General features: G+C 73.4%; 25 protein-coding genes. 10 read left to right on the top strand and 15 right to left on the bottom strand.

Annotated features, from left to right (window positions below):
- Positions 1-2: 2 nt before the first annotated feature.
- From PIR53_16940 to PIR53_16910, 7 genes are read right to left on the bottom strand one after another with little or no spacing between them, the layout of a single operon-like run.
- A complete protein-coding gene (locus PIR53_16940; protein ID WZH51691.1) occupies positions 3-1,232 on the bottom strand; it encodes an FAD-dependent oxidoreductase in 1,230 nt (409 codons plus the stop codon).
- Positions 1,202-1,393: a ferredoxin gene (locus tag PIR53_16935; protein ID WZH51690.1), complete on the bottom strand. Its 192-nt coding sequence runs from the start codon at positions 1,391-1,393 to the stop codon at positions 1,202-1,204. Before PIR53_16935 ends, PIR53_16940 begins: the two co-directional genes overlap by 31 nt.
- Complete coding sequence (locus PIR53_16930) at positions 1,390-2,580, bottom strand: cytochrome P450 (protein ID WZH51689.1); 1,191 nt, start codon at positions 2,578-2,580, stop codon at positions 1,390-1,392. The genes PIR53_16935 and PIR53_16930 overlap by 4 nt, the downstream gene beginning before the upstream one ends.
- A complete protein-coding gene (locus PIR53_16925; protein ID WZH51688.1) occupies positions 2,577-4,103 on the bottom strand; it encodes a bifunctional 3-(3-hydroxy-phenyl)propionate/3-hydroxycinnamic acid hydroxylase in 1,527 nt (508 codons plus the stop codon). Before PIR53_16925 ends, PIR53_16930 begins: the two co-directional genes overlap by 4 nt.
- Positions 4,100-6,016, bottom strand: a complete 1,917-nt coding sequence (locus PIR53_16920; GenBank protein WZH51687.1) for an acyl-CoA synthetase — start codon at positions 6,014-6,016, stop codon at positions 4,100-4,102. The genes PIR53_16925 and PIR53_16920 overlap by 4 nt, the downstream gene beginning before the upstream one ends.
- Positions 6,013-6,954: a fumarylacetoacetate hydrolase family protein gene (locus PIR53_16915; protein WZH51686.1), complete on the bottom strand. Its 942-nt coding sequence runs from the start codon at positions 6,952-6,954 to the stop codon at positions 6,013-6,015. Before PIR53_16915 ends, PIR53_16920 begins: the two co-directional genes overlap by 4 nt.
- A complete protein-coding gene (locus PIR53_16910; GenBank protein ID WZH51685.1) occupies positions 6,951-8,081 on the bottom strand; it encodes a VOC family protein in 1,131 nt (376 codons plus the stop codon). Before PIR53_16910 ends, PIR53_16915 begins: the two co-directional genes overlap by 4 nt.
- 97 nt (positions 8,082-8,178) lie before the next feature.
- Between PIR53_16910 and PIR53_16905 the strand changes: the two genes are divergently transcribed.
- From PIR53_16905 to PIR53_16895, 3 genes are all read left to right on the top strand, one after another.
- Complete coding sequence (locus tag PIR53_16905; protein WZH51684.1) at positions 8,179-8,817, top strand: TetR/AcrR family transcriptional regulator; 639 nt, start codon at positions 8,179-8,181, stop codon at positions 8,815-8,817.
- 109 nt (positions 8,818-8,926) lie between these two features.
- Positions 8,927-9,184, top strand: coding sequence for an FAD-dependent monooxygenase (locus tag PIR53_16900; protein ID WZH51683.1), 258 nt, complete (start codon positions 8,927-8,929; stop codon positions 9,182-9,184).
- On the top strand, positions 9,181-10,206 hold the full coding sequence (locus PIR53_16895) for an MCE family protein (protein WZH51682.1): 1,026 nt from the start codon (positions 9,181-9,183) through the stop codon (positions 10,204-10,206). Before PIR53_16900 ends, PIR53_16895 begins: the two co-directional genes overlap by 4 nt.
- 106 nt (positions 10,207-10,312) lie before the next feature.
- Here PIR53_16895 and PIR53_16890 read toward each other — a convergent pair whose 3' ends face one another.
- Positions 10,313-11,770, bottom strand: a complete 1,458-nt coding sequence (locus tag PIR53_16890; GenBank protein ID WZH51681.1) for an NAD-dependent succinate-semialdehyde dehydrogenase — start codon at positions 11,768-11,770, stop codon at positions 10,313-10,315.
- Between the two features lie 106 nt (positions 11,771-11,876).
- Here PIR53_16890 and PIR53_16885 point away from each other — a divergent pair, with 106 nt between their 5' ends.
- The 4 genes from PIR53_16885 to PIR53_16870 are packed head-to-tail and all read left to right on the top strand — an operon-like array spanning position 11,877 to position 15,377.
- Complete coding sequence (locus tag PIR53_16885; protein ID WZH51680.1) at positions 11,877-12,887, top strand: ABC transporter ATP-binding protein; 1,011 nt, start codon at positions 11,877-11,879, stop codon at positions 12,885-12,887.
- Entirely contained in the window at positions 12,884-13,645 is a 762-nt protein-coding gene (locus PIR53_16880) for an ABC transporter permease (protein ID WZH51679.1), read from the top strand. Before PIR53_16885 ends, PIR53_16880 begins: the two co-directional genes overlap by 4 nt.
- Positions 13,642-14,757 (top strand): sensor histidine kinase, encoded by a 1,116-nt coding sequence (locus tag PIR53_16875; protein ID WZH51678.1) that lies wholly within the window; start codon positions 13,642-13,644, stop codon positions 14,755-14,757. The genes PIR53_16880 and PIR53_16875 overlap by 4 nt, the downstream gene beginning before the upstream one ends.
- Positions 14,751-15,377, top strand: a complete 627-nt coding sequence (locus PIR53_16870; GenBank protein WZH54474.1) for a response regulator transcription factor — start codon at positions 14,751-14,753, stop codon at positions 15,375-15,377. The genes PIR53_16875 and PIR53_16870 overlap by 7 nt, the downstream gene beginning before the upstream one ends.
- A 144-nt stretch (positions 15,378-15,521) precedes the next feature.
- Here the strand turns inward: PIR53_16870 and PIR53_16865 are convergent, their stop codons facing one another.
- Together PIR53_16865 and PIR53_16860 are read right to left on the bottom strand one after the other, a co-directional pair.
- A complete protein-coding gene (locus tag PIR53_16865; protein ID WZH51677.1) occupies positions 15,522-16,724 on the bottom strand; it encodes a TerC family protein in 1,203 nt (400 codons plus the stop codon).
- Between the two features lie 126 nt (positions 16,725-16,850).
- Complete coding sequence (locus PIR53_16860; protein WZH51676.1) at positions 16,851-17,957, bottom strand: SGNH/GDSL hydrolase family protein; 1,107 nt, start codon at positions 17,955-17,957, stop codon at positions 16,851-16,853.
- A gap of 343 nt (positions 17,958-18,300) precedes the next feature.
- Here PIR53_16860 and PIR53_16855 point away from each other — a divergent pair, with 343 nt between their 5' ends.
- Both PIR53_16855 and PIR53_16850 read left to right on the top strand, forming a co-directional pair.
- Positions 18,301-18,438, top strand: a complete 138-nt coding sequence (locus PIR53_16855) for a hypothetical protein (protein WZH51675.1) — start codon at positions 18,301-18,303, stop codon at positions 18,436-18,438.
- A 179-nt stretch (positions 18,439-18,617) separates the two neighbouring features.
- Entirely contained in the window at positions 18,618-19,223 is a 606-nt protein-coding gene (locus PIR53_16850; GenBank protein WZH51674.1) for a YceI family protein, read from the top strand.
- 88 nt (positions 19,224-19,311) lie between these two features.
- Here PIR53_16850 and PIR53_16845 read toward each other — a convergent pair whose 3' ends face one another.
- Positions 19,312-19,734 carry a DUF1707 domain-containing protein gene (locus PIR53_16845; protein ID WZH51673.1) on the bottom strand — a complete coding sequence of 141 codons (423 nt, stop codon included), beginning with the start codon at positions 19,732-19,734 and terminating at the stop codon, positions 19,312-19,314.
- Entirely contained in the window at positions 19,731-20,459 is a 729-nt protein-coding gene (locus tag PIR53_16840) for a PadR family transcriptional regulator (GenBank protein ID WZH51672.1), read from the bottom strand. The genes PIR53_16845 and PIR53_16840 overlap by 4 nt, the downstream gene beginning before the upstream one ends.
- 126 nt (positions 20,460-20,585) lie before the next feature.
- On the opposite strand from PIR53_16840, the gene PIR53_16835 reads away from it, so the two are divergent.
- Positions 20,586-21,581, top strand: coding sequence for a glycoside hydrolase family 6 protein (locus tag PIR53_16835; GenBank protein ID WZH51671.1), 996 nt, complete (start codon positions 20,586-20,588; stop codon positions 21,579-21,581).
- A gap of 4 nt (positions 21,582-21,585) precedes the next feature.
- Here PIR53_16835 and PIR53_16830 read toward each other — a convergent pair whose 3' ends face one another.
- From PIR53_16830 to PIR53_16820, 3 genes are all read right to left on the bottom strand, one after another.
- Entirely contained in the window at positions 21,586-22,059 is a 474-nt protein-coding gene (locus PIR53_16830; GenBank protein WZH54473.1) for a glutathione peroxidase, read from the bottom strand.
- Positions 22,060-22,192: 133 nt separating this feature from the next.
- Positions 22,193-22,366: a CsbD family protein gene (locus tag PIR53_16825; GenBank protein WZH51670.1), complete on the bottom strand. Its 174-nt coding sequence runs from the start codon at positions 22,364-22,366 to the stop codon at positions 22,193-22,195.
- Positions 22,367-22,508: 142 nt separating this feature from the next.
- The gene (locus PIR53_16820; GenBank protein ID WZH51669.1) at positions 22,509-24,707 is read right to left on the bottom strand and encodes a 3-hydroxyacyl-CoA dehydrogenase NAD-binding domain-containing protein; all 2,199 of its coding nucleotides are present in this window, start codon (positions 24,705-24,707) and stop codon (positions 22,509-22,511) included.
- Between the last annotated feature and the right edge of the window lie 3 nt (positions 24,708-24,710).

The raw sequence follows: 24,710 nt of genomic DNA, 5'->3' as shown, positions 1-24,710 counted from the left end.
CATCAAATTTGATGGTCTAAGTGGCGTGTTCCCCGGCTAGCCGGGGAAAGTGTCGGCCCCTCCCCCGGGGTGTCGTCGCCCAGCAGACGCAGCAGCTGTCGCAGGCGGGGCGCGGAGCTGCGCACGCCGAGGGCGGCGACGGTGTGGTCGCCCCACGCCAGGAGGCCGGGGCCGTCGACCGCGCCGTCCACCACGCGGGGCGGGCCGTGCACGGGCAGGGGGCCCACCACCTTGAGGGAGAGGCCGGCGACCTCGGTCCAGGAGTAGGGGTCGAGGACCGGACCGTCCACCGGCCGACCCAGCACGTCCGCCGCGGCCACCCGCCCCTGGGCGACCGCGTTGGCCCAGAACGGCTGGCGCACCACGCCGTCGCCACCCCGCACGACGGCCGCGTCGCCCGCGGCCCACACCCCCGGCAGGGAGGTGCGGGCCCGTTGGTCGATGACCAACCCGCCCCGCAGGTCGGCACCGGTGCCGGCGAGCCAGTCGACGGCGGGCTCGTCCCCCGCGCAGGTGACGACGAGGTCCGCCGGCAGGTGCGCGCCGTCGAGCAGCACGCCGTCGACCGGGTCGCCGGACAGCCGCACCGTGGCCTGCCGGAAGCGGATCCCGGCGCCGGCCGCCTGCCGCACCAGCACGTCCGCGAGGTGCTCCCCCACCAGTCGCTGCAGGGGCGGCGCCGCGTCGACCACCGTCACCGCAGCACCGGCCCGGGCCGCCGCGGACGCGACCTCGAGCCCCAGGAAGCCCGCACCCACCACGACCACCGTCCTCGCCGCAGTCAGCCGGTTCCGCAGATGGCGCGCGTCGTCCAGCGTCCGCAGCACCACCTCGCCCCGCTGCCCCGGCTCGGCGAGACGGCGCGCCCGCGCGCCGGAGGCGACGACGAGGGCGTCGTACCGGCGCGCACCGCCGTCGGCCGTCCGCAGCACACGTTCCGCCGGGTCGAGCCCGACGGCCGCGGTCCGGTGGTGCTCGAGGTCGAGCGCCGCGTGGTCCATCAGCACCGACGCGTCGGCGGCTTCCCCCGCCAGCACGGACTTGGACAGCGGCGGGCGGTTCGTGCCGTCCTCCGGGTCGACGAGCACGAGGCGCCCGTCGAAGCCGTGCCCGCGCAGCTCGCGCATCGCGGTCGCGCCCGCGGTCGAGCCACCGACCACGACGACTGCGTCCACCGAGGTCCCGGGGTCGGGCACCCCGTTCATGCCCGGCGCAGCGCCGCGACCGGGCACGCGTCGACGGCACGTCCGGCCGCCGCCTCCTGGGCCGCGGGTACCTCGCCCTCCACGAGGAGCACGAGGTCGCCCTCGTCGTCGAGGTCGAAGACCTCGGGGGCCTGGTCGACGCAGAGCCCGTGGCCCTCGCAGCGGTCGAGGTCGACGGCGATCCTCACGGTCGTGCTCCTTCCTTCGGGACGAGCCGCAACGGCAGCTCGTCGAGCTTGTGGATGATGTTGTTGACGCCCCAGACCGGCGTGCCCACGAGCTCGATCCGCTCCACGCGCGCCAGGAGCGACCGCAGGATCGACTGGGTCTCGAGCCGGGCGAGGCCCTGGCCGGCGCAGCCGTGGGCGCCCTGGCCGAAGCCCAGCTGCGGCGTCGCGTCGCGCGTCACGTCGAACGTGGTGGGGTCGTCCCAGAAGCGCTCGTCGCGGTTCGCGGAGGCGTAGAAGACCGCGACCCGGCTCCCGGCCGTCAGCTCCACACCGCCGACCTCGGCGTCGCGGTCGAGGCTGCGGGCGAACGCTCGGAGGGGCGACTCGATCCGCACCACCTCGTTGACCGCGTTCGGCAGGAGATCGGGGTCGTCCTTGAGGCGGTGCCACTGCTGCGGGTGGCGCGCGAGGAGCAGCAGCGTGCTCGCGATCGCGCTGATCGTCGTGTCGAGCGACGGGGCCAGGTAGTCGACCATGAGCGCCGGGCAGGCGTCCTCCCGGAGCTCGCCGCGGTCGACGCGCTCCATCAGGTCGGCGCCCATGGAGCCGGGCAGCACCTCGCGGCGGCGTACGACGGAGCGTGCGAAGCGCAGCATCCCCACGGTCGCGGGGGTGGACCGGAGCGTCTGGCCGTTGACGGGCCCGAGGCTGTCGAAGGTCGCACCCGCCCAGCGCAGCAGGTGCTCGCGACCGTCGGCGGGCCATCCGATGAGGTCCGGGACGAAGGACGTGGGCAGCGCCTGGGCGATGTCGGCGACCCCGTCGACGTGCCCGCGGGCCACGGCCGCGGCGACCACGGCGTCCGCGCGTTCCTCCACCTCGCCCCGCAGCGAGCGGAGCGCCTTCGGCGTGAGCCGCGAGGCCAGCATGCCGCGTCGCTGCGCGTGCAGCTCGCCGTCGCTCTGGAGCGTGGTGCCCCGGCCCAGGCAGTTGGCGGCGGGGTTGAGGGCGACGCCCCGACCCGAGACGAACGTCGCGTCGTCGAGGAGCACGCGCTTGCACTCGGCGTACCGGGTCACCGCGAACGCCCGGCGGCGGCCGAGCCGCACGACGGGCCCGAGCGCGCGCATGCGCTCGTAGTGCGGGTAGGGATCCAGCACGGCCGCCCGCGCGTAGACGTCGGGGCGGTAGACGGGGACGGTCATGCGGTCACCTCGGCTGGGAGGGGGGCGAGGAGCGGCGTCGCCCGAGCGACGACCGACGGGACGTGCCGACCGGAGGCGAGCACCACGCCGTCGGGGCGCACCAGGGCCGCGACCGCGCCGCCGCCGCGCAGCCAGGCGGCCAGCGCCGGGCGGGACGTGGCGTCGAGGACGGTGACACCGCGCGACGTCAGGTCGCCGACGGCGCTGGGGGCGGCCGGCTCGGTGGTGACGAGGGCCCAGACGGGCCCGACGACCGCGTCGTACCGCGTCCCGTCCCCCAGCAGGTCGGGACACAGGGAACCGGCCAGCCGGTCGGCGCGGTCGCCGGCGACGAGCGTCGTGCCCCGCAACGCGGGGGTCGTGCTGTCGCTCGCCCGACGGCGCAGGCCGCCGGGCGCACGGAGCAGGAGCGGGACGCCCGCCCGGCGGAGGACGTCCCCCGCCCGTCCCCCGCCGGTCATCACGACACCGACGGCCTGCGCCAGCCGAACCATCGCGCGGGCGTGCGGTGCCCGCTCCTCCTCGTAGCTGTCCAGCGCGTCCTCGGCGAGGGTCCCGTCGAGGACGCCGGCGAGCTTCCAGGCGAGGTTCGCCGCGTCCCGCAGGCCGGCCCCCAGCCCCTGGCCGATGAAGGGCGGGGTCAGGTGGGCCGCGTCCCCCAGCAGCAGCACGCGCCCGGAGCGCCACCGGTCGGCGACGGCGGCGCGGAACGTGTACTCCACCGATCGCAGCAGGGTCAGGCGCCCGAGCGGCACGTCGTCGAGCCAGGGAGCGAGCAGCGGTGCGAGCGCCTCGAGGGTCGCGAACCGGTCCGCGGTCTCCCCCTCGCGCAGCTGCACCTCCCAGCGGTGCCGGGTCGCACCGATCTGCATGTACGTCGCGGCGCGGCGTCCGTCGCACACCTGGTGCACCCCGCCCCAGTGCCCGAGGTCCACCGGGGTGTCGACGTCGATCACGAGCCAGCGCTGGGAGAAGCCGAGGTCATGCATCCGTGCGCCGATCGCATCCCGCACGAGGCTGTTGGCGCCGTCGCACCCGAGCACCACGGCGGCGTCGATGCTGTGCTCGACGCCGGTCGCGCGGTCGCGGTGCCGCACCCGGACCCGACCGGGGCGGACCTGCTCGACACCCGTCACCTCCTGCCCTGGGCACAGCTGCACGGACGGGAGCACCCCGAGGCGCTCCCGCAGGACCCGCTCGAGGTCGGGCTGGTCGAACATGCTCGCCCGGGGGTAGCCGTGCACCGGCGAGACACCGCCCCGCGGCAGCTCCGCGAGGACGTGCAGCGCCGGGGTGACGAGGCGCAGCCCCTCCCCGGGCCGCGAGATCGCCCCGAACTGCTCGGCTACGCCGAGCTGGGCGAGCAGCCGCGCCACCTCGTCGTCGAGGTGCACCGCGCGAGGCTGCGGGTAGACGTCGTCCCAGCGGTCGAGCACGAGGCACTCCACGCCTCGTTGGCCGAGGGCGATCGCCGCCGCGGCCCCCGTGGGCCCGGCGCCGACCACCACGACGGGTGGGGTCACGGCGCCACCTCGACGCGGGACACGACCGGCAGCCGCTCGAGCACCGTGTCGACGCGCACCAACGCGGCCGCGTCCGCAGCCGTGACCACGGCGACGACGGTGCCGTCCTCGACGACTGCATCGACGGCGACCACGTCGGCCGCGGGGAGCAGGTCCCGGAGCACGGCCGCCGTGGCCCAGGCCCGGAGCGGCAGCTTGGACGGCTTGCCGACGTCGGTCAGCGGGAGGTCGGGCACGACGGTGACGCGGCGCGGCGCGGCTGCCCGCTCCGCCACGTGGTCCGCCGCCCAGGTCACCAGCTCGGTCTCGGTGGCCTCGGCACCCGGGGCGAGCACGACGAAGGCGACGGGCACCTCGCCCGCGTGCTCGTCCGGCGCTCCCACGGCTCCGGCACCCGCGACGCCGGGGTGCGCGAGGAGCGCGTCCTCGACGACGACCGGGTCGATGTTGTGCCCGCCGCGGATGATGACGTCCTTCGCCCGACCGGTGAGGTGCACGAACCCCTCCGCGTCGATCCGCGCGAGGTCGCCGGTGTCGAGCCAGCCGTCGACGACGGTGCCGAGGTGGTCGAGCACGGGGCCGTGGGCGTCCCGACCCACGACGTACCCGGGGAACACGGTCGGACCCGCCACGAGCAGGGTGCCCTGCTCGCCGGGCGCGGTGTCGACGCGGCTGCCGTCGTCGCACGTGCGGACGGTGCGGACCCGCTGGTAAGGCAGCCGGTGCCCGACCGAGCCGGGCCGCGGCAGGGCCGTGTAGCTCCGCAGGCTGGCGCACGTGCCTTCGGTGAGGCCGTACCCCTCGAGCAGCGGGACCCCCGTGTGCTCCTCGAACGCCCGGCGCACCGCGGGCGGCAGCACGGCGGCGCCGACCACGGCGAAGCGGAGGCGTGACAGGTCGGCGTCGACCGGCACCTGGCTGAGCACGGCGTACACCGTCGGGACGGCGCTCATCGTGCCCACGTCGTAGCGCTCGACCAGGCGCCAGATGCAGCCGTAGAGATCGAGGTCGCGGTAGCCGAGCGGTCCCGCCCAGACCGCGCCCTGGCCCCGGAACATCGGCGCGAGCAGCGTCACGACCAGCGCGTTGACGTGGAAGAGCGGAAGCGCGGCGAACACCCGGGCGTCCGGGTCAGCCAGGTCGTCGTCGAGCGCCACCATCCAGGCGTCGGTGACCTCGTTGGCGTGGGTGTGCGCCGCGAGCTTCGGCAGCCCGGTCGTGCCGCCGGTGTGGAACAGGCTGGCGAGGTCGTCCGCCGTCGGGGGCGTTCCCACGAAGCGGTCCGCGGGCTCGTCGGTGATCGCCGCCTCGAGGAAGGAGACCGTCGCACCGGCCAGGACCAGCGCCGGCGCCGGTCCCTCGGGACGGGTGGGGCGCACGACGAGCACGTGGTCGAGCAACCCGTCAGCGACGAGCCGCTCGACCGTCGACCAGGGCCCGGGGCCGAGCTCGGGGGACGCCACCACCGCGACCCGCGACCCCGAGCGCTCGACCAGGCGTGCGACGTGGTCGGCGACGAGGCCGCTGTTGACGGGCGCCGCGATCCCGGCGAGCTGCGCGCCCAAGAGCGCGGGCACGAGCTCGGCGCAGTTCGGGGAGAGCAGGGTGACGGGGTCCGTGCGCCGTACCCCCCGCCGGTGGAGCGCGTTGGCGACCCGGTGCACGTCGTCGAGCAGCCCGGTGTAGGAGATGCCCACGGGCTCCTCCCACCGGGCGGCGTCGGGCAGCACGAGCAGGGCGTCGCGGTCGGTCCCCGCACGCAGCGCCGCCGCGTGGCGCAGCAGCTCGTACGTCGTGGGCGGCAGCCCGCGGTCCGCCAGCGGTACCGCCTCGATCGCCGGCACGTCTGCCGGCGTGCCGTGGGCCGGCCACCACCGCTCGTCGGCCCGGAGGCCCGTCACCGGCGCGCTCATCGGTCCCACCGCACGGTCGTGCGCTGCGCGCCGAGGTCGATCGTGCCGTCGTCGGTCGCGATGGACGCCTCGACGAGGTCACCGTCCTGGAGGTAGCGGGGGTTGCGGGCCTGCTTCTTGAAGAAGATCCGCCACTTCGTCGCCGGCGGGAGGAGCGCCCCGATCATCTCGATCGGCTTGGGCGGGGCGCTGAGGGCCGTGCCCACCGGCGTACCGGTGAGGAGCAGGTCTCCCGGGGCCAGCGCCTGGAAGCGCGTCAGGGCCCGGAACGACTCCAGCGGGCGGTAGATCATGTCGGCGACCGACTCGTCCTGCCGGACCTCGCCGTTGACCCAGAGCCGGAGCCGCAGCTCGGGCAGGCGGGCGAGCTCGCCCTCCTCCAGGAGGACGAGCGCCGGCCCGACCGGGGTGAAGGTCGGGTAGGACTTCGACTCGTAGAACTGCGTCTTGGGCAGCTGCTGGTCGCGAGCGGACACGTCGTTCGTCACGACCAGCGCGGCGACGATCTCCGCCAGGTCGGAGTTCTCGAGCTGCGTGCCGACCGGCACCTCACGACCGACCACGAGACCGAGCTCGACCTCGTAGTCGAGCAGGGCGACGTGGGCGGGGCGGTGGATGTCGTCGTGGGGGCCGCTGATCGAGCCCGACGCCTTGCGGAAGAAGGCCATCGGCACGGCGGCCGGATCCATGCCGGCGTCCTTCGCGTGGCTCGCGTAGTTCGCCATCTGCGCCACGACACGACAGGGCGCGGTGACCGGCGGGAGCAGCGCGAGGTCGCCCACCGGCACCGGGTCGGTCGTGGCCTCGCGGGCCGCCACGACCGCGGCACGGTCGGCGAGGAGCTCGGCCGTCGTGGCCGCGGCGGTGTCGATGCGCACGGCGCCGTCGTCGCGGCGGAGCCACCAGCCGTCGGCGGTGCGGAGCACGGGCAGGGTCATGAGCGGGCCACCTTCATCAGTCCGAGGAGTCGGGTCAGGTCGAACTCGTTGTCGTCACGCAGGGCTGTCGCCAGGGCGAGGGCCTCCTGGAGGGACTCCCGGCCGGGCGCGATCCCGAGGAAGTCCGCGGTCGCGGGCGGACCCCACTGGGCGAGACCGCTGGCGGTCATCGGGGCCCAGCCGGGTTCCAGGCTGGCGTCGAAGAGGTCCCCGTCGCTGTAGTGCTCGACGAGGAGACCGTCGGGGTCGCGCCAGTAGTCGAAGAGCTGGCTGCCCTGGATGTGGCGGCCGATCCCCCAGGAGCGCTGGTAGCCGAGGTCGAGCAGGTGCTCCCCGCCGGCGGCGAGTGCGTCGAGGTCGGCCACCTCGTAGGCCGAGTGCACGTAGCGGCTGCGCGGCCCCAGCGTCATCGCGAGGGTGTGGTGGTCGGCCGGCGTGGCCCCCCGGTCGCAGCGGATGAACGCCATCGTGGGCCCGCGCTCCCGCTGGCCCGGGAAATGGAGGAAGTCGGACACGATGAGGCCCAGGTGGTCGAGGTACCAGTCGAGCGAGGCGCTGAACCGGTCGCTCTGCAGCACGACGTGGCCCAGGCGCTGCACCACGGCGGGGGCGCGGGGCGGCCGCTGCGTCGCGTTGGTGCGCGGGCGGTCGTCGCCCAGGTTGAGGGTGTGGACGGGCTGCGTCGGCAGGGCCGGGTGCTCCAGCACGTCGCTGACGACCCGCACGCGGGCGCCGGCCGGCTCCCACGCGTCGACGGCGACGCCGCCGAGGGACTCGGGCAGGCGCCGTACGCGGGTGCCGGTCGCGTCGGCGAGCCGCAGCAGGTCCGCCGGGTCCGCCGCCCGGAAAGCCGGCCCCACGAAGCGGGACCTGCGGCCAACCCGGACGACGAGGCACGGCGGCCCCGCGAACGCGCCGCGGAGGTGGAGCTCCGTGGCCGAGCGATAGGTCGTCGCGAAGCCGAAGGCGTGCGCGAAGACCTCGGTGCGCGCCAGGTCGGGCTTCTCGAGCTCGAGCCACGCGAGGCCGTCGACCTTGATGACCGGGTCGGCGGACCGGCCCGGGTGCTCGCCGGGCAGGGCGCCCTGCTCGCTGTGCAGGTCACGGTGACTTTCGTCCACGGCCACGGCAGCACCACTCCTAACTGAATATTTCTTCAGTTAACGCGACGTCGACCCCCTCCGTCAAGGCCCCCTGACCCGCGGCGTCAGTAGGCTGCCGCGCATGACGAGCGAGGCGAACGGCCCCACCCGGTCCGACCGCCGCCGGGCCCGCACCCGTGCTGCCCTGGTCGCGGCCGCGCAGGAGCTGCTCGCGGAGGGGCGCCAGGCCGCCCCCATCCAGGAGGTCACCGAGCGCGCCGACGTCGGCATCGGCACGTTCTACAACCACTTCGCGACCCGCGACGAGCTGTTCGACGCCGCGCTCGAGGACGGCCTGGCCCGGTGGGGCGACCTGCTCGACGCCCTCGGCGACCTCGCCGACCCCGCCGAGCAGTTCGCCCGCAGCTGGCGCCTCACGGGGCGGATGCACCGGCTCGAGCCGCAGCTCAGCAAGGTGCTGCTGACCCGGGGCCACGAGCTGTCCCGCTCGGCGGACGGCATCGGCCCCCGCGCGCGGCGCGACCTGCAGGCCGCGCAGGACGCGGGACGACTGGACCGGCGCGACCTCGACCGCACGATGGTGCTGGTCACCGGCGCGATGATCGAGCTCGGATGGCTGCTGCACGACGATCCCGACCGGGACGCCGCCCAGATGACCGATGCTGTCGCCGCCGACGTGCTCGTCGCCCTGGGCATGGGCCGGACCGAGGCGGAGCGACTCTCCGGGCTGCCCCTGCCCGACGGTCTCGAGCTCCCGTGACGACCCGAGATACCGCCCTCACGTGACGCGGCTCTCGTAACTGAAGGAAACTTCAGATAGCCTCCGGGCCACCCGTGGGACGACCGTCCCCGAGAGAGGTGGTCCCGTGGTGCCCTCCCCCTCCCCCTCCCCTTCCGAGGAAGACCACGTCAACGTCGACGTGGTCGTCGTCGGGTTCGGACCGACCGGCGCCGCAGCGGCGAACCTGCTCGGCCAGCTCGGCGTGCGTGCCCTCGTCGTCGAGCGCGACCGCAGCGGCGCCCGGGACGTCCTCGTCAGGCCGGACCGCTTCGTCCACGGCACCGACCGCGACGACCTCCGGGACGCCTGCGTCCGTGTCCTCCCTGCCGGCACGACGACACGGTGACCCCGCCCACCTGCCGGGCCGTCGCCGGAATCGCGGGCCTGGTCCTCGGGCTGCTGGTCTCGGGGTGCAGCAGCGCGCAGCAGCGTGCCGACCAGCTGCGACCCGGCGCGGTCGGCGACGACCAGCTCACCGTCACCGCGTCGTTCGACGACGCGCTCAACCTCCCCGCGGGTGCCCCCGTCAAGCTCGACGGCGTGCGGGTCGGCAAGGTCGTGGAGATCGACGCCGTGGACTACCGCGCCCAGGTCGTCATGGCCATCGACGAGAACGTCCGCGTGCCTGTCGGATCGGCCTTCCGGCTGCGGTACACCACCGCCCTGGGCGAGGTGTACGTGGAACTCACGTCCGGTCCCGCGACCGGGGCGGACCTGGCCGACGGCGACGTCGTGCCCGCGGACGCCACCAGCGTCGCAGCGACCGTCGAGGACACGCTCGCGTCGGCGTCCCTCCTGGTCAACGGCGGCAACCTGGGCCAGATCCAGACCATCGTCGGCGAGCTGAACACCGCGCTCGACGGCCGCACCGGTGCCGCCCAGGAGGTGCTGGAGCAGACCGACGTGTTCCTCGCCGAGATCCTCGCCTCCACCCAGGAGATCGACCGCACCCTGGACGCCCTGGCCGCTGCCTCGACGACGCTCGACGCCCGCGAGGAGACGATCGACGCGGCCCTCCGCGACCTGCGACCGGCCGCGGCGGTGCTGACCTCCAGCACCGACGACCTCGCGGACCTCCTGGACAGCGCCGACGCACTCGCCCTCACCGCGGGCGGCCTGGTGGACGCGACCCGCGACGACCTCGAGCTGATCGTCGACGAGCTCGGGCCCGTCCTCGACGAGCTGCTGGCCGCGGAGGGCGAGCTGCTGCCGGCGCTGTCGGACCTCGCGACGTTCGGCGCGACCATCGACAGCCGGGTCCCGACCGACTACCTGGGGACCTACATGCGCGTGCACGTCACCGATGCACTCCGCGACCCGCTCCCGACCCCCGCCGACCTGCTCGGCACCGCCCCGGCGGGGCCGTGAGCGATGGTCGGTTCCCCGGCTGACCGGGGAACCGACCGCTTTGACCATCAAATTTGATGGTCAAAGTGGCGTGTTCCCCGGCTAGCCGGGGAAAGTGTCGCCCCCCTCAGCCCCCCACCGCGATCCCCACGTACGTCGTCTCGAGGTACTCCTCGATGCCCTCGAACCCGCCCTCGCGCCCGAAGCCCGACTGCTTCACGCCGCCGAAGGGCGCAGCGGGGTTCGACAGCAGCCCGGTGTTGATCCCGACCATGCCGTAGTCGAGCCGCTCGGCCATCCGGATCGTCCGCTCGACGTCGCGGGTGAACACGTAGGACGCCAGGCCGTACTCCGTCGCGTTCGCCCGCTCGACGGCCTCGTCCTCGGTGGTGAAGGTCGAGATGGGCGCGACGGGGCCGAAGATCTCGGTGGTCGCGATCGCGGCCTCGTGGGGCACGTCGGTCAGCACGGTCGGCGGGTAGAAGTAGCCGGGCCCGTCGGGCACGGTGCCGCCGGTGAGCACGCGGGCCCCGTCGTGGACGGCGTCGGTGACGAGCTGGTCGATCTCCTCGACCGCCTTGGCCTGCACGAGCGGACCCACTTCGACGCCGTCGTCCTGCCCGCGGCCCACCCGCATCGCGCCCAGCCGCTCCGCCAGTGCCGTGGAGAACGCGTCCGCGACCGACTCGTGGACGAGGAACCGGTTGGCCGCGGTGCACGCCTCGCCCATGTTGCGCATCTTGGCGAGCACGGCACCCTCGACGGCGGCGTCGACGTCGGCGTCCTCGAAGACGATGAAGGGCGCGTTGCCGCCGAGCTCCATGGAGAGCCGCTGCAGCTGCTCGCTCGACTGCTCGACGAGCTTCTTGCCGACGGGCGTGGAGCCGGTGAACGACACCTTCCGCAGCCGCTCGTCGGCCATGAGGATCGAGGAGACCTCGCCGGACCGCGTCGACGTCACGACGTTGAGCACGCCGGCGGGCAGGCCGACCTCCTCGAACACCTGCGCCACGGCCAGCGTCGTGAGCGGCGTCAGCGCCGCCGGCTTGACGACCATCGTGCAGCCGGCGGCGATGGCGGGACCGATCTTCCGGGTCGCCATCGCGATGGGGAAGTTCCACGGCGTGATGAGCAGGCACGGACCGACCGGCTTCTTCACGGTCAGCAGCCGGGAGCCGCCGGCCGGTGCGTCCATCCACCGGCCGTGGATCCGCACGGCCTCCTCGGCGAACCAGCGCAGGAACTCCGCGCCGTACGCCACCTCGCCCGCCGCCTCCTTCAGCGGCTTGCCCATCTCGAGGCTGATCAGCCGCGCGAAGTCGTCGGTGCGCTCGGTGATCCGCTCGTACGCCGCGCGCAGGATCTCGCCGCGCTCCCGCGGCGCCGTCCGGGCCCAGTCGCGCTGGGCCGCGACCGCGGCGTCGAGGGCGGCGACCGCGTCGTCGGCGGTGCCGTCGGCCACCGTCGCGAGGACGGACTCGTCGGCGGGGTCCAGCACGTCGAAGGTCTCGCCCTCGTCGGCGTCGCGCCAGGTGCCGCCGACGTACAGCTGCGGGGTCAGGATGCCGTCCGGGAGTGCGCTCATGGAGCCAGCGTGCCACCGCGCACCAGCACCCGCATGACAGGTGTCACGGGAGGCTCGTGACAGGCGGGTACGGCGCGGGAGGATCCCCCCGCGGCAGGCTCGAGCCATGACGACGACGCACCCCGGCGGGCCCTCCGCGGCCCGGCCGAGCACCGGCCCCGCGGTCGCGCTCCGACAGCTCACCAAGACGTTCCGCACCCGCGCCGGCGAGGTGACGGCCGTCCGCGGCATCGACCTGACGATCCAGCCCGGCGAGGTGGTCGCCGTCCTCGGCCCCAACGGCGCGGGCAAGACGACGACCCTCGACATGCTCCTCGGTCTCACCGACCCGACGAGCGGCAGCGTCGAGGTCTTCGGCCTGGCGCCCCGCCGGGCCATCGCGACCGCGCGGGTCTCCGCGGTGCTGCAGACCGGCGGCCTGCTCCACGACCTCACGGTCGCGGAGACGGTGCGGCTGATCGCCTCGACGTACCGGGACCCTGCACCCGTCGACGACGTGCTGGAGCGCGCGGGCCTCACCGACCTGGCGTCCCGGCTGGTCTCGAAGTGCTCCGGCGGCGAGCAGCAGCGGCTGCGGTTCGCGCTGGCCCTGCTGCCCGAGCCGGACCTGCTCGTGCTCGACGAGCCGACGGCCGGCATGGACGTCACCGCCCGCCGCGACTTCTGGGCGGCGATGCACGCCGAGGCCGCGCGGGGCCGGACGGTGGTCTTCGCGACGCACTACCTCGAGGAGGCGGACCAGTTCGCCGACCGCATCGTCGTCGTGGCCGAGGGCCGGGTGATCGCCGACGGCACGACCGCCGAGATCCGTTCGCGGGCGTCGGGCCGCACGGTGCGCGCCACCCTGCCGGCGACGCTGTCGTTCGACGAGCGGCACGCGACCCTCGTCGCGCTGCGGCGCCACCCCGGCGCGGCCAGCGTCACGGTCGACGAGTCCGGTCGCGTCGCGGTGGTCGCCACCGACTCCGACGCCGTCGCCCGCTCCCTGCTCGTCGACGTGGGCGCCCACGACCTCGAGGTCGTGACCGGCTCGCTCGACGACGCCTTCGTCGCGCTCACCAGCACCCCCACCAGCACCCCCGCCAGCACCCCCGTCGCGCAGGAGGAGTCCCGATGAACACCACCTACCTCGGCCTCGAGCTCCGCCGCGTCCTCCGCGACCGCGTGAGCCTCTTCTTCATCGTCGCCCTGCCCGCGTTCCTCTACGTCGTCTTCGGCGCGACCCAGGACGGCTCGCAGGCGTCGGTCGGCAACGGCAACGTGGCGCTCTACATCATGTTGTCGATGGCGGCGTACGGCGCGGTGACCGCCACCGTCGGCATCGGTGGCACCGCCGCCGTGGAGCGCCTGCAGGGCTGGGGTCGCCAGCTGGGCCTCACGCCCCTGCCCGACCTCGGCTTCGTCGTCGTGAAGGCCGCGCTCGCCGTGCTGGTCGCCCTGCTGCCCGTGGCCCTCATCTCGGTCGTCGGTGCGCTCACCGGTGCGTCGGGCACGGCGACCGCCTGGGCGCTGAGCCTGGTCGCGATCGCGGTCGGGTCGGTGGTCTTCGCCCTGTTCGGCCTGTGTGCCGGGCTGGCCTTCCGCAGCGAGGCCGCGGTGAGCGCGGCGAGCGGTATGGTCGTGATCCTGGCGTTCCTGGGCAACGTGTTCGTGCCGCTCAGCGGGACGCTGCTGACGATCGCGAAGTTCACGCCGCTCTACGGGTACGCCACGCTCGCCCGCTACCCCGTCACGGAGGGCCGCCTCATCTCGAACGACGGTTCCGACCTCGGCACCGACCCCCTGTGGGTCCCCCTGCTCAACCTGGGTGTCTGGTGCCTCGTGCTCGGTGTCGTCGCGGTGCTCCTGGTGCGTCGGGGGCGTGCGCGCCAGTGAGCTCCGCGACCGACCACCCCGCGGGTACGACGCGGAGCGCCGCCCCGGCGGACCCCGGCGTCCGCTGGGGCTGGGCGATGGCCTGCATCTGGCTGGTCTTCATGCTCTTCCCGGCGCTGGACCTGCTCCAGACGCCGCGACCCCTGGCCCAGCAGGTCGTCGGGTGGACGGTGCTCGCGCTGTTCGTCGCCGTCTACGTCCACGGTTTCGTCATCGCCGACCTGGGCTGGATGCAGGCCCGCCTGCCGTCCTGGTGGCCCGTCGCGGGACTCTTCGTGCTCGTCGCGCTGAGCGCCGCATCGGTCGCCCTCCAGGGCATCTCGTCCATGGGGTTCTTCATCTACACGTCGGCGTACGCCCTGTTCCTCGCCCCGCTCCGCCTCGCCTCCGTGGTGGTCGGCGTGCTGGTCGTCGCGACGGCCGTGCTCGCCGGTCTCGTCGAGGCGTTCTCCGGCGGCGCCTTCTTCCTGCCGGTGCTCGTCGCGACCATCGTCACGATGGTGGTCGCCCGGGTGCTGGAGGACCGCCGGGACGTGCTACGCGAGGTGGGCGAGGAGATCGCGCTCGTCGCCGAGCGGGAGCGGGTGGCCCGCGACGTCCACGACGTGCTGGGCCACAGCCTCACCGTCGTGGTCGCCAAGGCGGAGCTGGCCGAGCGGCTCGTCGACCTCGACCCCGAGCGCGCGAAGGCGGAGATCGCCTCGATCCGGTCGCTGAGCCGGGAGGCGCTGGGCGAGGTGCGGGCCACCGTGTCCGGCCTGCGGGTCGCCCGCCTCGGCGACGAGCTGGCCTCCGCGCGGGAGGCACTGGACGCGGCGGGCATCGACGCCGACGTGCCCACCGACCCCGACATCGTGGACCCGCGCCGCCGGATCGTGGTCGCGTGGGTGTTGCGCGAGGCCGTCACCAACGTGGTGCGGCACAGCGACGCGTCCCGCTGCACGGTCGAGCTCGGCGACGCGCGGCTCGTCGTGACCGACGACGGACGGGGTGGGCCGCACCGCCCCGGCAACGGCCTGCGCGGCATCGGCGAGCGCGTCCGCGCCGCCGGCGGGACCCTCACGGTCACCGGCGGACCCGAGGGCGGCACACGACTGGAGGTCACCTGGTGAGCACCATCCGCATCCTCCTGGCCGACGACCAGGCGCTGGTCCGTGGCGCGCTCGCGGCGCTCCTCGACCTCGAGCCCGACCTCGAGGTCGTCGCCCAGGTCGGGCGGGCCGACGAGGTGGTCGACGCCGCCGAGCGCAGCGCGGCCCAGGTCTGCCTGCTCGACATCGAGATGCCGGGCAGCACGGCGATCCCGGACGGCATCGCGGCCGCGGCGGCGCTCGCCCGCGCCGTACCCTCCGCCCGCTCCCTCATGGTCACCACCTTCGGGCGCCCGGGGTACCTGCGGCGCGCCCTCGAGTCGGGGGCCGCCGGCTTCGTCGTGAAGGACACCCCGGCGGGCGAGCTCGCCGAGGCGGTACGGCGCGTGCACGCCGGCCTGCGCGTCGTCGACCCCCTCCTGGCGGGGGAGTCGCTGGCGGGCGGCGCCAACCCGCTGACCGATCGCGAGGCGGAGGTGCTGCGCGTGGCCCTCGACGGCGTCCCGGTCGCCACGATCGCCGAGCGCGTGCACCTCTCGGCGGGCACGGTGCGCAACTACCTGTCGTCCGCGATCGGCAAGACCGGCACGAGCACCCGTGTCGAGGCCGCTCGCGTCGCCCGCGACCGCGGTTGGATCTGAGCCCTCACCCCACCCGGGACGTCATGCGGAGCGGCGGCCCCGGCGACCGCGGCGCATGACGTCCCGCAGGGAGGGGCCACCAACGGAACAGGGCCGGAGCGACCTGGTGGTCGCTCCGGCCCCGCCGGTGCTGGGTGACGGACCTCAGAGGGTCTTGCCGCCCGGGGAGACGTCGCCGTGGGCCTCGTGCACCCGGGCGAAGAGGGCGTCGAGCTCGGCCCGCTCCTTGGCGTCGGGCTGGAACTTCTCCGGCAGGTCCGCGATCTGCTGCTCCTTCGCGGCCACGACGGCGTAGAGCCGGTCGTGCTCGGCCGGGTCGTGCGTGTAGGAGCCGTCGAGGTAGTGCTCGGCGTTGGCCTTGGCCGCCTTGATCGTCGACTCCGCCTTGCCCTTGGGCGAGAGCAGCGAGGCGATGACCGTGATGGCCAGGACGCCGCAGATGACGCTCAGCGAGACCGCGATCGAGACCTCGGGGATCACGGTGACGTGCTCGCCGCCGTTGATGAACGGGATCTCGTTCTTGTGCAGGGCGTGGATGAAGAGCTTCACGCCGATGAAGCCGAGGATGACCGCCAGGCCGTAGGACAGGAACACGAGGCGGTCGAGCAGGCCGTCGATGAGGAAGAACAGCTGGCGCAGACCCATGAGCGAGAAGGCCGTCGCCGTGAAGACGATGTAGGACTCCTGCGTGAGGCCGAAGATGGCCGGGATCGAGTCGAGCGCGAACAGCAGGTCGGTGCCGCCGATCGCGATCATCACGAGCAGCATCGGCGTCAGCATGCGCTTGCCGTCGACGACGGTGAACATCTTGTCGCCGTCGTACTCGTCGGAGGTGTGGAACCATTTCTTCGCCAGGCGGATGACGAAGTTGTCGATCTCGCCCTCCTCCTCGTCCTCTTCCTTCAGCAGCGACAACGCCGTGTAGATGAGGATCGCGCCGAACAGGTAGAAGACCCAGGAGAAGTTGTTGATGGCCGCGGCGCCTACGAAGATGAACGCGCTGCGGGCGAACAGGGCGAACACGATGCCGAAGAGCAGCACCTTCTGCTGGTCCTCGCGCGGCACCTTGAAGCTCGCCATGATGATGAGGAACACGAAGAGGTTGTCGACGCTGAGCGCCTTCTCCGTGATGTAGCCGGCGAAGTACTCACCGCCGTACCGCCCACCCCACTCCCACAGGACGAAGAACCCGAACGCGACCGCGAGCCCGACGTAGATCGCCGACCAGATCGCCGCTTCCTTCAGCGTGGGGATGTGTGCCTTCCGCACGTGGAAGAAGAAGTCGAAGGCCAGCAGGCCCGCGATGACGGCGATGGTGAGACCCCAGATCAGTGGGGAGACATCCATGGACAGGCTCCGATCAGTTCATTCAGCCAGAGGGGAGAGGACGGGGTACGCCGCAGGTGGTGCCCGCGGCGTACCCCTCGTCACGACCCTCAACGAGCCGGCGCCCCCGGTGGTTCCCGGCGTGGGTCACTCCGCGGGCGCGACCCCGCGCTCGACGGCGTCGTGGGCCCGGTCGAGCTGCGCCACGTCGACCTCGGCGGGGCTCACCCCACCGTCGTACGGCGCGCGCTCGGCCTGCCGCGCGGCCTGCGCGCCGGCCTGCGCGGCGGCCTCGGCGCGCACGGCGTCGGTCACCGTCACGGTGGTGCCGATCGCGGCGCCCACCAGCGGCGCGTAGCCCTGGGCGTGGCCCGCGACGTTGGGGTGGTAGCTCTCGACGACCGGGTTGGAGAGCCCGTTGAGCCACTCCGGGTCGTCGCACACGGCGTGACCGGTGAAGGCGCTCGTCGGGTCCACGAAGGTGAAGCCCGCTGCGGAGGCCGCGGCCGCCGTGCGGCTGTTGAGCTGGTCGGCCGTCGTGTTGAGGCGGGCCTGCTCCTCGGGCGAGAAGAAGGTGAGGGCGTCGCAGTCCTCCCCCATGAACAGCCGCGGGTAGCCCGCCACCACGACCTGCGCGGACGGGGCCGCCGCGCGGATCTCCGCGTAGAGACCGGAGAGGCGCGCCGGCAGGGTCGAGGCCACGAACGCCTGGGCCTGGTCGATGGCGGCGTCGCAGTCGCTCGCCCAGGCCGGGAGCGCGCACTCCGTGATCACGCCCGTGAAGTCGGCGTCGTTGCCGCCGACCGTGAGCGTCACCAGGTCGGTGTCCGGCCCGAGGGCACCGAGCTGGTTGGCCCGGACGTCCGCGACGACCGAGCCCGAGCAGGCCCGGAAGTCGAGGGCGTAGCCGTTCGCGGCGGCGAGGAGCGACGGGTAGGCGCTCGCCGAGCGCAGGCACTCCGTGCCGTCGTCGAGGTAGCTGCGGGTGCCGGTGCCCGACGAGTAGGAGTCGCCGAGCGCGACGTACGACGACCCGGCCGGCATCGCCGCCCCCACCGAGGTGGAGCCGGAGACGCCCGGCGTGGCCGACGCGGCGTCGGGGCCGGTGCCGGTCGAGCCCGAGACCGGGTCGGCGACGGCGGCGCCGCTGGAGAGGGCCGTGGCGGCGAGCGCCAGACCGGCTCCCGCGGCGAGCACGCGGCCCGCGGGCCGCACCCATGATCGGCCGGTGGACAGGAAGGGGTGGATCGCCATGTGTTCCTCCCGAGAATGATGGCGAGACGGGTGGCGCCCGAGCGGCACCACCAGCACCGTAGGCGCGGCCACCGACAGTCCGCCACCCTCGCGGGCCGCTCCCCCGGCCGGACCCTTCCGGTTGCGTCCCGGCGTCGTTCACCTTTCGTTCACCTCCGGACGCCCCCCGTTCACCTGGAGCGCGCCCCCGAAGTGGAGCGCGATCGTCCTCCCGGGGGCCCATTTCGCCCGGCAGGTGGAGCGCCAGGCCCGCATCGGGGGCTGTTTCCGGCGAGCTCGACTACCGAAGTCCCGCTGGATGGTCTATCTTTGGGTGAACGGAACATGAACAGGAGGTGTCACCATGCACAACGCCGCACAGGACCGCCGCTCCACGCCCGCCATGACCTGGGTCAAGGTCACGGACATCAAGGGCCGCACGCGCATGGAGGCTCGCTGGACCTCGGCCTCGCCGGCCGTCGCCCGACCGGCCGCCGCCTGACGCACACCGCACCCACTCCACGTCGGAGCCGTCGCCCCACCCGGGGCGGCGGCTCCGTCTGCATTTCACCGAGCAGCCACCACCGCCCCCCGTCGGGGGCTTGACGCTTCAACCGGACCGGAGTACGGTTTCTGTTGAATGTTCAACTAGAACACCAGCGACCACCCCGGAGGCATCCCATGGGCATCTTCAACCGCAAGGCCACGACCGACACCGCGTCCGACTTCGACGCCCCCACCACGCTGCTCGACGACATCGCGGGCGACTACGCCCTCGACATCACGCACACGCGCTTCGGCTTCTCCGTGCGCCACGCGATGGTGACGACGGTCCGCGGCTCCTTCAAGGAGTTCGAGGGCACGGCGCACGTCGACACGGCGACGCCGGCCAACTCGAAGGTCGACATCACCCTCAAGGCCGCCAGCATCGACACGGGCAACGCCGACCGCGACGGCCACCTGCAGACCGGCGACTTCTTCCAGGCCGACGTGTTCCCGAACATCACCTTCGTCTCGACGAAGGTCGAGCGCGAGGACGCCGACACCTGGCTGATCACGGGCGACCTCACGATCAAGGACGTCACCAAGCCCGTCACGGTCGAGCTCGAGCAGACCGGCTCGGCCCGCGACCCGTTCGGCAACGTGCGCATCGGCTTCGAGGGCGGCGTCACCATCAACCGCAAGGACTGGGGCCTGACCTACAACGCGGCCCTCGAGACCGGCGGCGTCCTCATCTCGGAGAAGGTCAAGCTCGAGTTCGACATCTCCGCGGTCCAGACCGCCTGAGCGCGTCCCCCGCACGGTCCCGTCCCACCTGACGGGCCCCACCGACGCCCCCGCCTCCCGCCACCGCGGGAGCGCGGGGGCGTCGTCGTCACGACATCCGGCGGGCGAACAGGAACCCGAACACCACGGCGATCGGCAGCAGCACCAGCAGGGCGCCCACCTCGCCGAGGGCGGTCAGGCCGAACACCGCGAGGAGCACGACCCCGAGGCCGGCGGACCAGGTACGGCGCGCCGCCCGCCCCGGAGGACGGCGACGGACCACGTCGTGGCGGGGCGCGTTCCAGTCCCTCGCGTCGTCGGCCCGCCGCACGGGCGAGCCCCCGATCGCGGCCGGGTGCGGAGCGGGGAGGTCGTCGAACAGGGGGCGGAGGTCCGCGGCGTACCGCGCCGTCCACACCCGCGCGACCCGGTCCTCGTGCTCTTCGACGTCCAGCCGCCCGGCGACGTGGTGGTCGGCGAGCACCTGCGCCGCCTCGGCGCGTTCGGCGTCGGAGAGGCGCAGGTCGGTCACTTGTCGCCCTCGGCCAGGATCCCGTAGAGACGACGCCGGGCGTCGGCCAGCACCTCCAGCGCCTGCTTGCGCTGCGCGTCCGTGCCGGTCGCGACGATCTGCCACAGCGCGCTCATGACCTGGCCGATCTCGGGCAGCGCTCCCTGCGGGTCGGGCTCCGGCGGGGCGAACGGCCGCCACACGGCGGCGAGCTCGTCGGCGTGGGCCGCGACGTACTCCCGCCCCTCCTCCGTCAGCGTGAGCGTGCGCCGGCCCACTGGCTCGTCGGCGACGACGAGCCCCTCGTCCTCCAGCTGCTGGATGGTCGGGTAGACCGAGCCCGGCGACGGTTTCCACTCCCCGTGGGAGCGCTCCGCGATCTCGTTGATGACCTGGTAGCCGTTGCGCGGCTCCTCGGAGAGCACGTCGAGGATCGCCGCACGCACGTCGCCGCGCTTGACGCGCGGCCCGCTCGGGCGGGCCCGCTCGGCCGGGGCGTCGAAGCCGAGCAGCGCCGCCATCCACGGGGGCACCGGCTGGCCGTGGCGGCCGCCGGGGCGACCGGCGCCACGGCCCGGTCCACGGCCCGGACGCGGTCCGCGGCGACCCGGCTGCGGCGGCCCGAACGAGGACAGCGCCTCACCCCAGGCGGCCCACTCGCCGCCCCCGAACCGGTCGGACCCACCGCGGCGGCGCTCCCCGCGCTGCTCGTCGCGCTCCGGGTCGTCGTCAGCGTCGTTCCACATGACAGCTCCTCATCGACAGTCGGCGATATATCGCGAGCGTACGCCGACGGAGGGGTTCAGCCAAGGAACACCCAAGGAACGGCCAAGCACGGTTCGTGCGCGCTGCTCACGCCGTACGCTCCGCCCATGACCCCGCGCCGTGCGCCCTGGACGGTCGCGGGCATCGCGGTCGTCGCCCTGCTCCTCGGGCTCCTCGCCCCCGGGGGCACGCCCGTCGCCGGCGCCACCCCGGCCGCGGCGGCCCCCGCGGCCGCAGCACCGGCCGCGCTCGATCCCCGGCTCACGCGCGGCCTCCTCGTCGACCCCTCCAGCCTGGCGATGAAGGCGGCGGCGAAGGACCCGGCGTTCAAGCCGATCGCAGGCGTCGCGCAGGCGCGGTGGTTCACCTCGGCACTGCCGGTCTCCCAGGCCCGGGCGGCGGCGAAGTCGTGGGGCGACCAGGGCGTGCGGAGCGCGAAGACCCCGCTCGTGGCCATCTACGCCCTGCCCGGTCGGGACTGCGGGGGCCACTCGGCGGGTGGGTTCGACCCGACGACGTACCGCTCCTGGATCCGGGAGGTCGCCGCGGGCCTGAAGGGGTCCCGGGCCGTCGCCGTGCTCGAGCCCGACGCCCTCGCCCTGCTCGGCTCGTGCAGCGGGCAGGAGCAGTGGCTGCCGCTGATCCGGTACGCCGCGCAGCAGCTCCAGGCGGCCGGCGTGTGGGTCTACCTCGATGCGGGGCACTCGGCGTGGCAGCCGGCCTCCGTCATGGCCGACCGGGTGGCGCAGGCCGGGATCGCCTACGCCCGCGGGGTGTCGGTCAACGTGAGCAACTACCAGCGCACCAACACGGTGGGGGCCTACGGCCAGCAGGTGGTCGCCGAGCTGGCGAAGCGCGGCGCCCGGGGCAAGACGGTGCTCATCGACACCTCGCGCAACGGTGCCGGCCCGCCGGTGGACGGCCAGTGGTGCAACCCGACCGCAGCCCGGCTCGGGATGACGACGCGGGTGGTCAACGCGAAGAGCATCGACTTCGTGGCGTGGATCAAGCGCCCCGGCGAGTCCGACGGCACCTGCAACGGCGGGCCGCCGGCCGGCCAGTGGTGGCCGACCGGGGCCAAGCGCCTCATGGCGAAGCCCTGAGGCGTCAGGCCGCGAGCGCCTTCTCGATGTCGCCGGCGATCTTCGCGGGCTTCGTCGTCGGCGCGTAGCGGTCGATGACCCGCCCGTCGCGGCCGACGAGGAACTTCGTGAAGTTCCACTTGATCTTGCCGCCGAGCAGGCCGGACTTCTCCTGACGCAGCCACTGGTAGACCGGGTGCGCGTCGGGCCCGTTGACGTCGATCTTCGCGAACATGGGGAACGAGACGCCGTAGTTGCGCTGGCAGAAGGACCCGATCTCGTCGGCGTCGCCGGGCTCCTGGCCGTTGAACTGGTTGCACGGGAAGCCGAGGACGACGAGTCCCTGGTCGCCGTACTTCTGGTAGAGCTCCTCGAGACCCTCGAACTGCGGCGTGAACCCGCACTGGCTCGCGGTGTTGACGACGAGGACCACCTTGCCGGCGTACGTCGACAGCGGCTCCTCGTGGCCGTCGAGACGGGTCGCGGTGAAGTCGGTCAGGGTGCTCTGCGTGCTCACGTTTCTTCCTCGGATCTCGTCGGACGTGCGTCGGGGCGGGACACCGGTGGTTCGGTGCCGATCATCGCGTGGATGGCTGCGGCCCACCAGTGTCCCGCCCCGGAGGCGGTGAGGATCAGGAGCGGAAGACGTCCTTGACGTTCTCGCCGGCCTGCTTGGCGGACGCCTTGGTCTGGTCCGCCTTGCCCTCCGCCTTCAGCTCGTCGTCGCCCTTCGCGTCACCGAGGGCCTCCTTGGCCTTGCCAGCGAGGTCCTGCGCGGTGTTCTTGGCCTTGTCGGCGATACCCATGGGTGCAACCTCCGTGCGTCGTCGGGTGGAACGGTCGCCCTCCACGGTAGGCACGTGGTGGTGGAAACCCCAGGAACGGTCGTGGCCCCAGCGCGACGGTCTCGTCGCGCTGGGGCCACGCCAGGTGGAGCGGTGGGGCAGGTCAGGCCGGGAAGGACTCGCCGTTCGCGGCCAGCTTGCGGAGGTACTCCGTCGGGCGGAACCGCTCGCCGTACTGGTCGGCCAGCTCGTCGGCCCGCGCGACGAAGGCGCTGAGGCCGAGCGCGCCGTCACGACCCTCAAAGCCGGTCATGAACTGCGCGGCGCCGCCGGTGTGCGGCGGGAACCCGATGCCCATGATGGAGCCGATGTTGGCCGCCGCGGCGGACGTGATGACGCCCTCCTCGAAGGTCTTCGCCGTCTCGAGCGCCTCCAGCACGAGGATGCGGTCCTGCACGTCCTCGAACGGGATCTGCTGCTCGGCCACGGGGAAGGCCTCCGCCAGGCCGGCCCACAGGCCCTGGCGCTTGCCGGACTCGTCGTACTCGTAGAAGCCCGCGCCCTTGAGGCGCGACGGGCGACCCAGCTCGATCATCTTGTCGACCACCGCGAGACCCGGGTGGGGCTCGTAGTCGATGCCGTCGCGCTCGGCGGCGTCCGCGGTCGCCTTGGCGATCTTCTTCATGAGCTCCATGTTGAGCTCGTCGCTGAGCTGCAGCGTGCCGACGGGGTAGCCCGCCTGGGTGACCGCCCGCTCGAGGGTCTGCGGGTGCACGCCCTCGGCGAGCAGCTGCAGGCCCTCGTTGACCATAAAGCCGATGACCCGCGAGGTGTAGAAGCCGCGGCTGTCGTTGACCACGATCGGCGTCTTCTTGATCTGCTGGACCAGGTCGTAGGCCTTCGCCAGCGCGGCGTCGGTCGTCTCCTTGCCGCGGATGATCTCGACGAGCGGCATCTTGTCGACCGGCGAGAAGAAGTGCAGGCCGATGAAGTCCGCCGGGCGGTCGACGCCCTCGGCGAGCTCGGTGATGGGCAGCGTCGAGGTGTTGGAGCAGAGCAGCGCGTCGGGGTTGACGTGCTCCGCGATCTCCGCGAACACCTTGGCCTTAAGGGCCGGGTCCTCGAAGACGGCCTCGACGACGACGTCGACGCCGGCGAAGTCGGCCGGGTCCGCGGTGGCGTGGATGCGCTCGAGGAACGCCGCCTTGCCCTCCTCGGTCTCGCGACCGCGGGAGACCGCCTTGTCGAGCAGCTTCTCGGAGTAGGCCTTGCCGCGCTCGGCGGCCTCGACGGAGACGTCCTTGAGCACGACCTGCGCACCGGACTTGGCGAAGACGTAGGCGATGCCCGCGCCCATCATGCCGGCGCCGAGGACGCCCACCTTCCGGCCCGTGAACTTGTCGTGGCCGTCGGGACGCAGGGAGCCCGCGTTGATGGCCTGCAGGTCGAAGAAGAACGCCTGGATCATGTTCTTGCTCTGCTGGCCGACGATGAGGCCGGTCAGGTAGCGCGACTCGATCCGCGAGGCGGTGTCGAAGTCGACCTGCGCGCCCTCGACCGCAGCCGAGAGGATCGCGCGCGGCGCCCGGTAGGGCGCGCCCTTGACCTGCTGGCGCAGCAGTGCCGGGAAGGCCGGCAGGAACTGCGCCAGCTTCGGGGTGGACGGTGTGCCGCCGGGCATCTTGTAGCCCGGGCGGTCCCAGGGCTGCTGCGCGGCCGACGCGTCGTCGGCGACGGAGGCGATCCACGCGCGGGCCGCGGGGAGCAGCTGCTCGAGGTCATCGACGAGCTCGTCGACGAGACCCTTCTCCTTCGCCTGGGCCGGCTTGAGGCGCGGGCCCTGGAGCAGCACGTCCATGAGCGCGGTCTGCAGGCCGAACATCCGCACCGTGCGGGTGACGCCGCCGCCGCCGGGCAGCAGGCCGAGGGAGACCTCGGGCAGGCCGATCTGCACCTTGGGGCTGTTCCACGCGACGCGGTGGTTGGCCGCGAGCGCGATCTCGAGGCCGCCACCGAGGGCGGCACCGTTGATCGCCGCGACGACGGGCGCCGGGTAGAGCTCCAGCTTGCGGAGCGGGGCCTTGACGTCCTCGACCATCGTGAAGATCTCGGCCGCGTCCTCCGGGCGGGCCTGGACCATGCCCTTGAGGTCGCCACCGGCGAAGAAGGTCTTCTTGCCGCTGGCGAGGATCACGCCCTTCACCGAGCCCTCGGGCTCGGCGTAGAGCTGCTCCACCGCGGCCGTCATCGACGTGCGGTAGAGGTCGTTCATCGTGTTGGCGCTCTGGTTCGGGTCGTCGAGGGTGAGGGTGACGATCCCGTCGGCGTCCTTCTCGTAACGGACGGCGCTCTGCTCGGTCATCTG

The organism is Nocardioides alkalitolerans (assembly GCA_038184435.1).
Taxonomy (GTDB): domain Bacteria; phylum Actinomycetota; class Actinomycetes; order Propionibacteriales; family Nocardioidaceae; genus Nocardioides; species Nocardioides alkalitolerans_A.
Note: the sequence above shows the minus strand (reverse complement) of the source record. Positions and strands in the feature narration are given on the sequence as shown.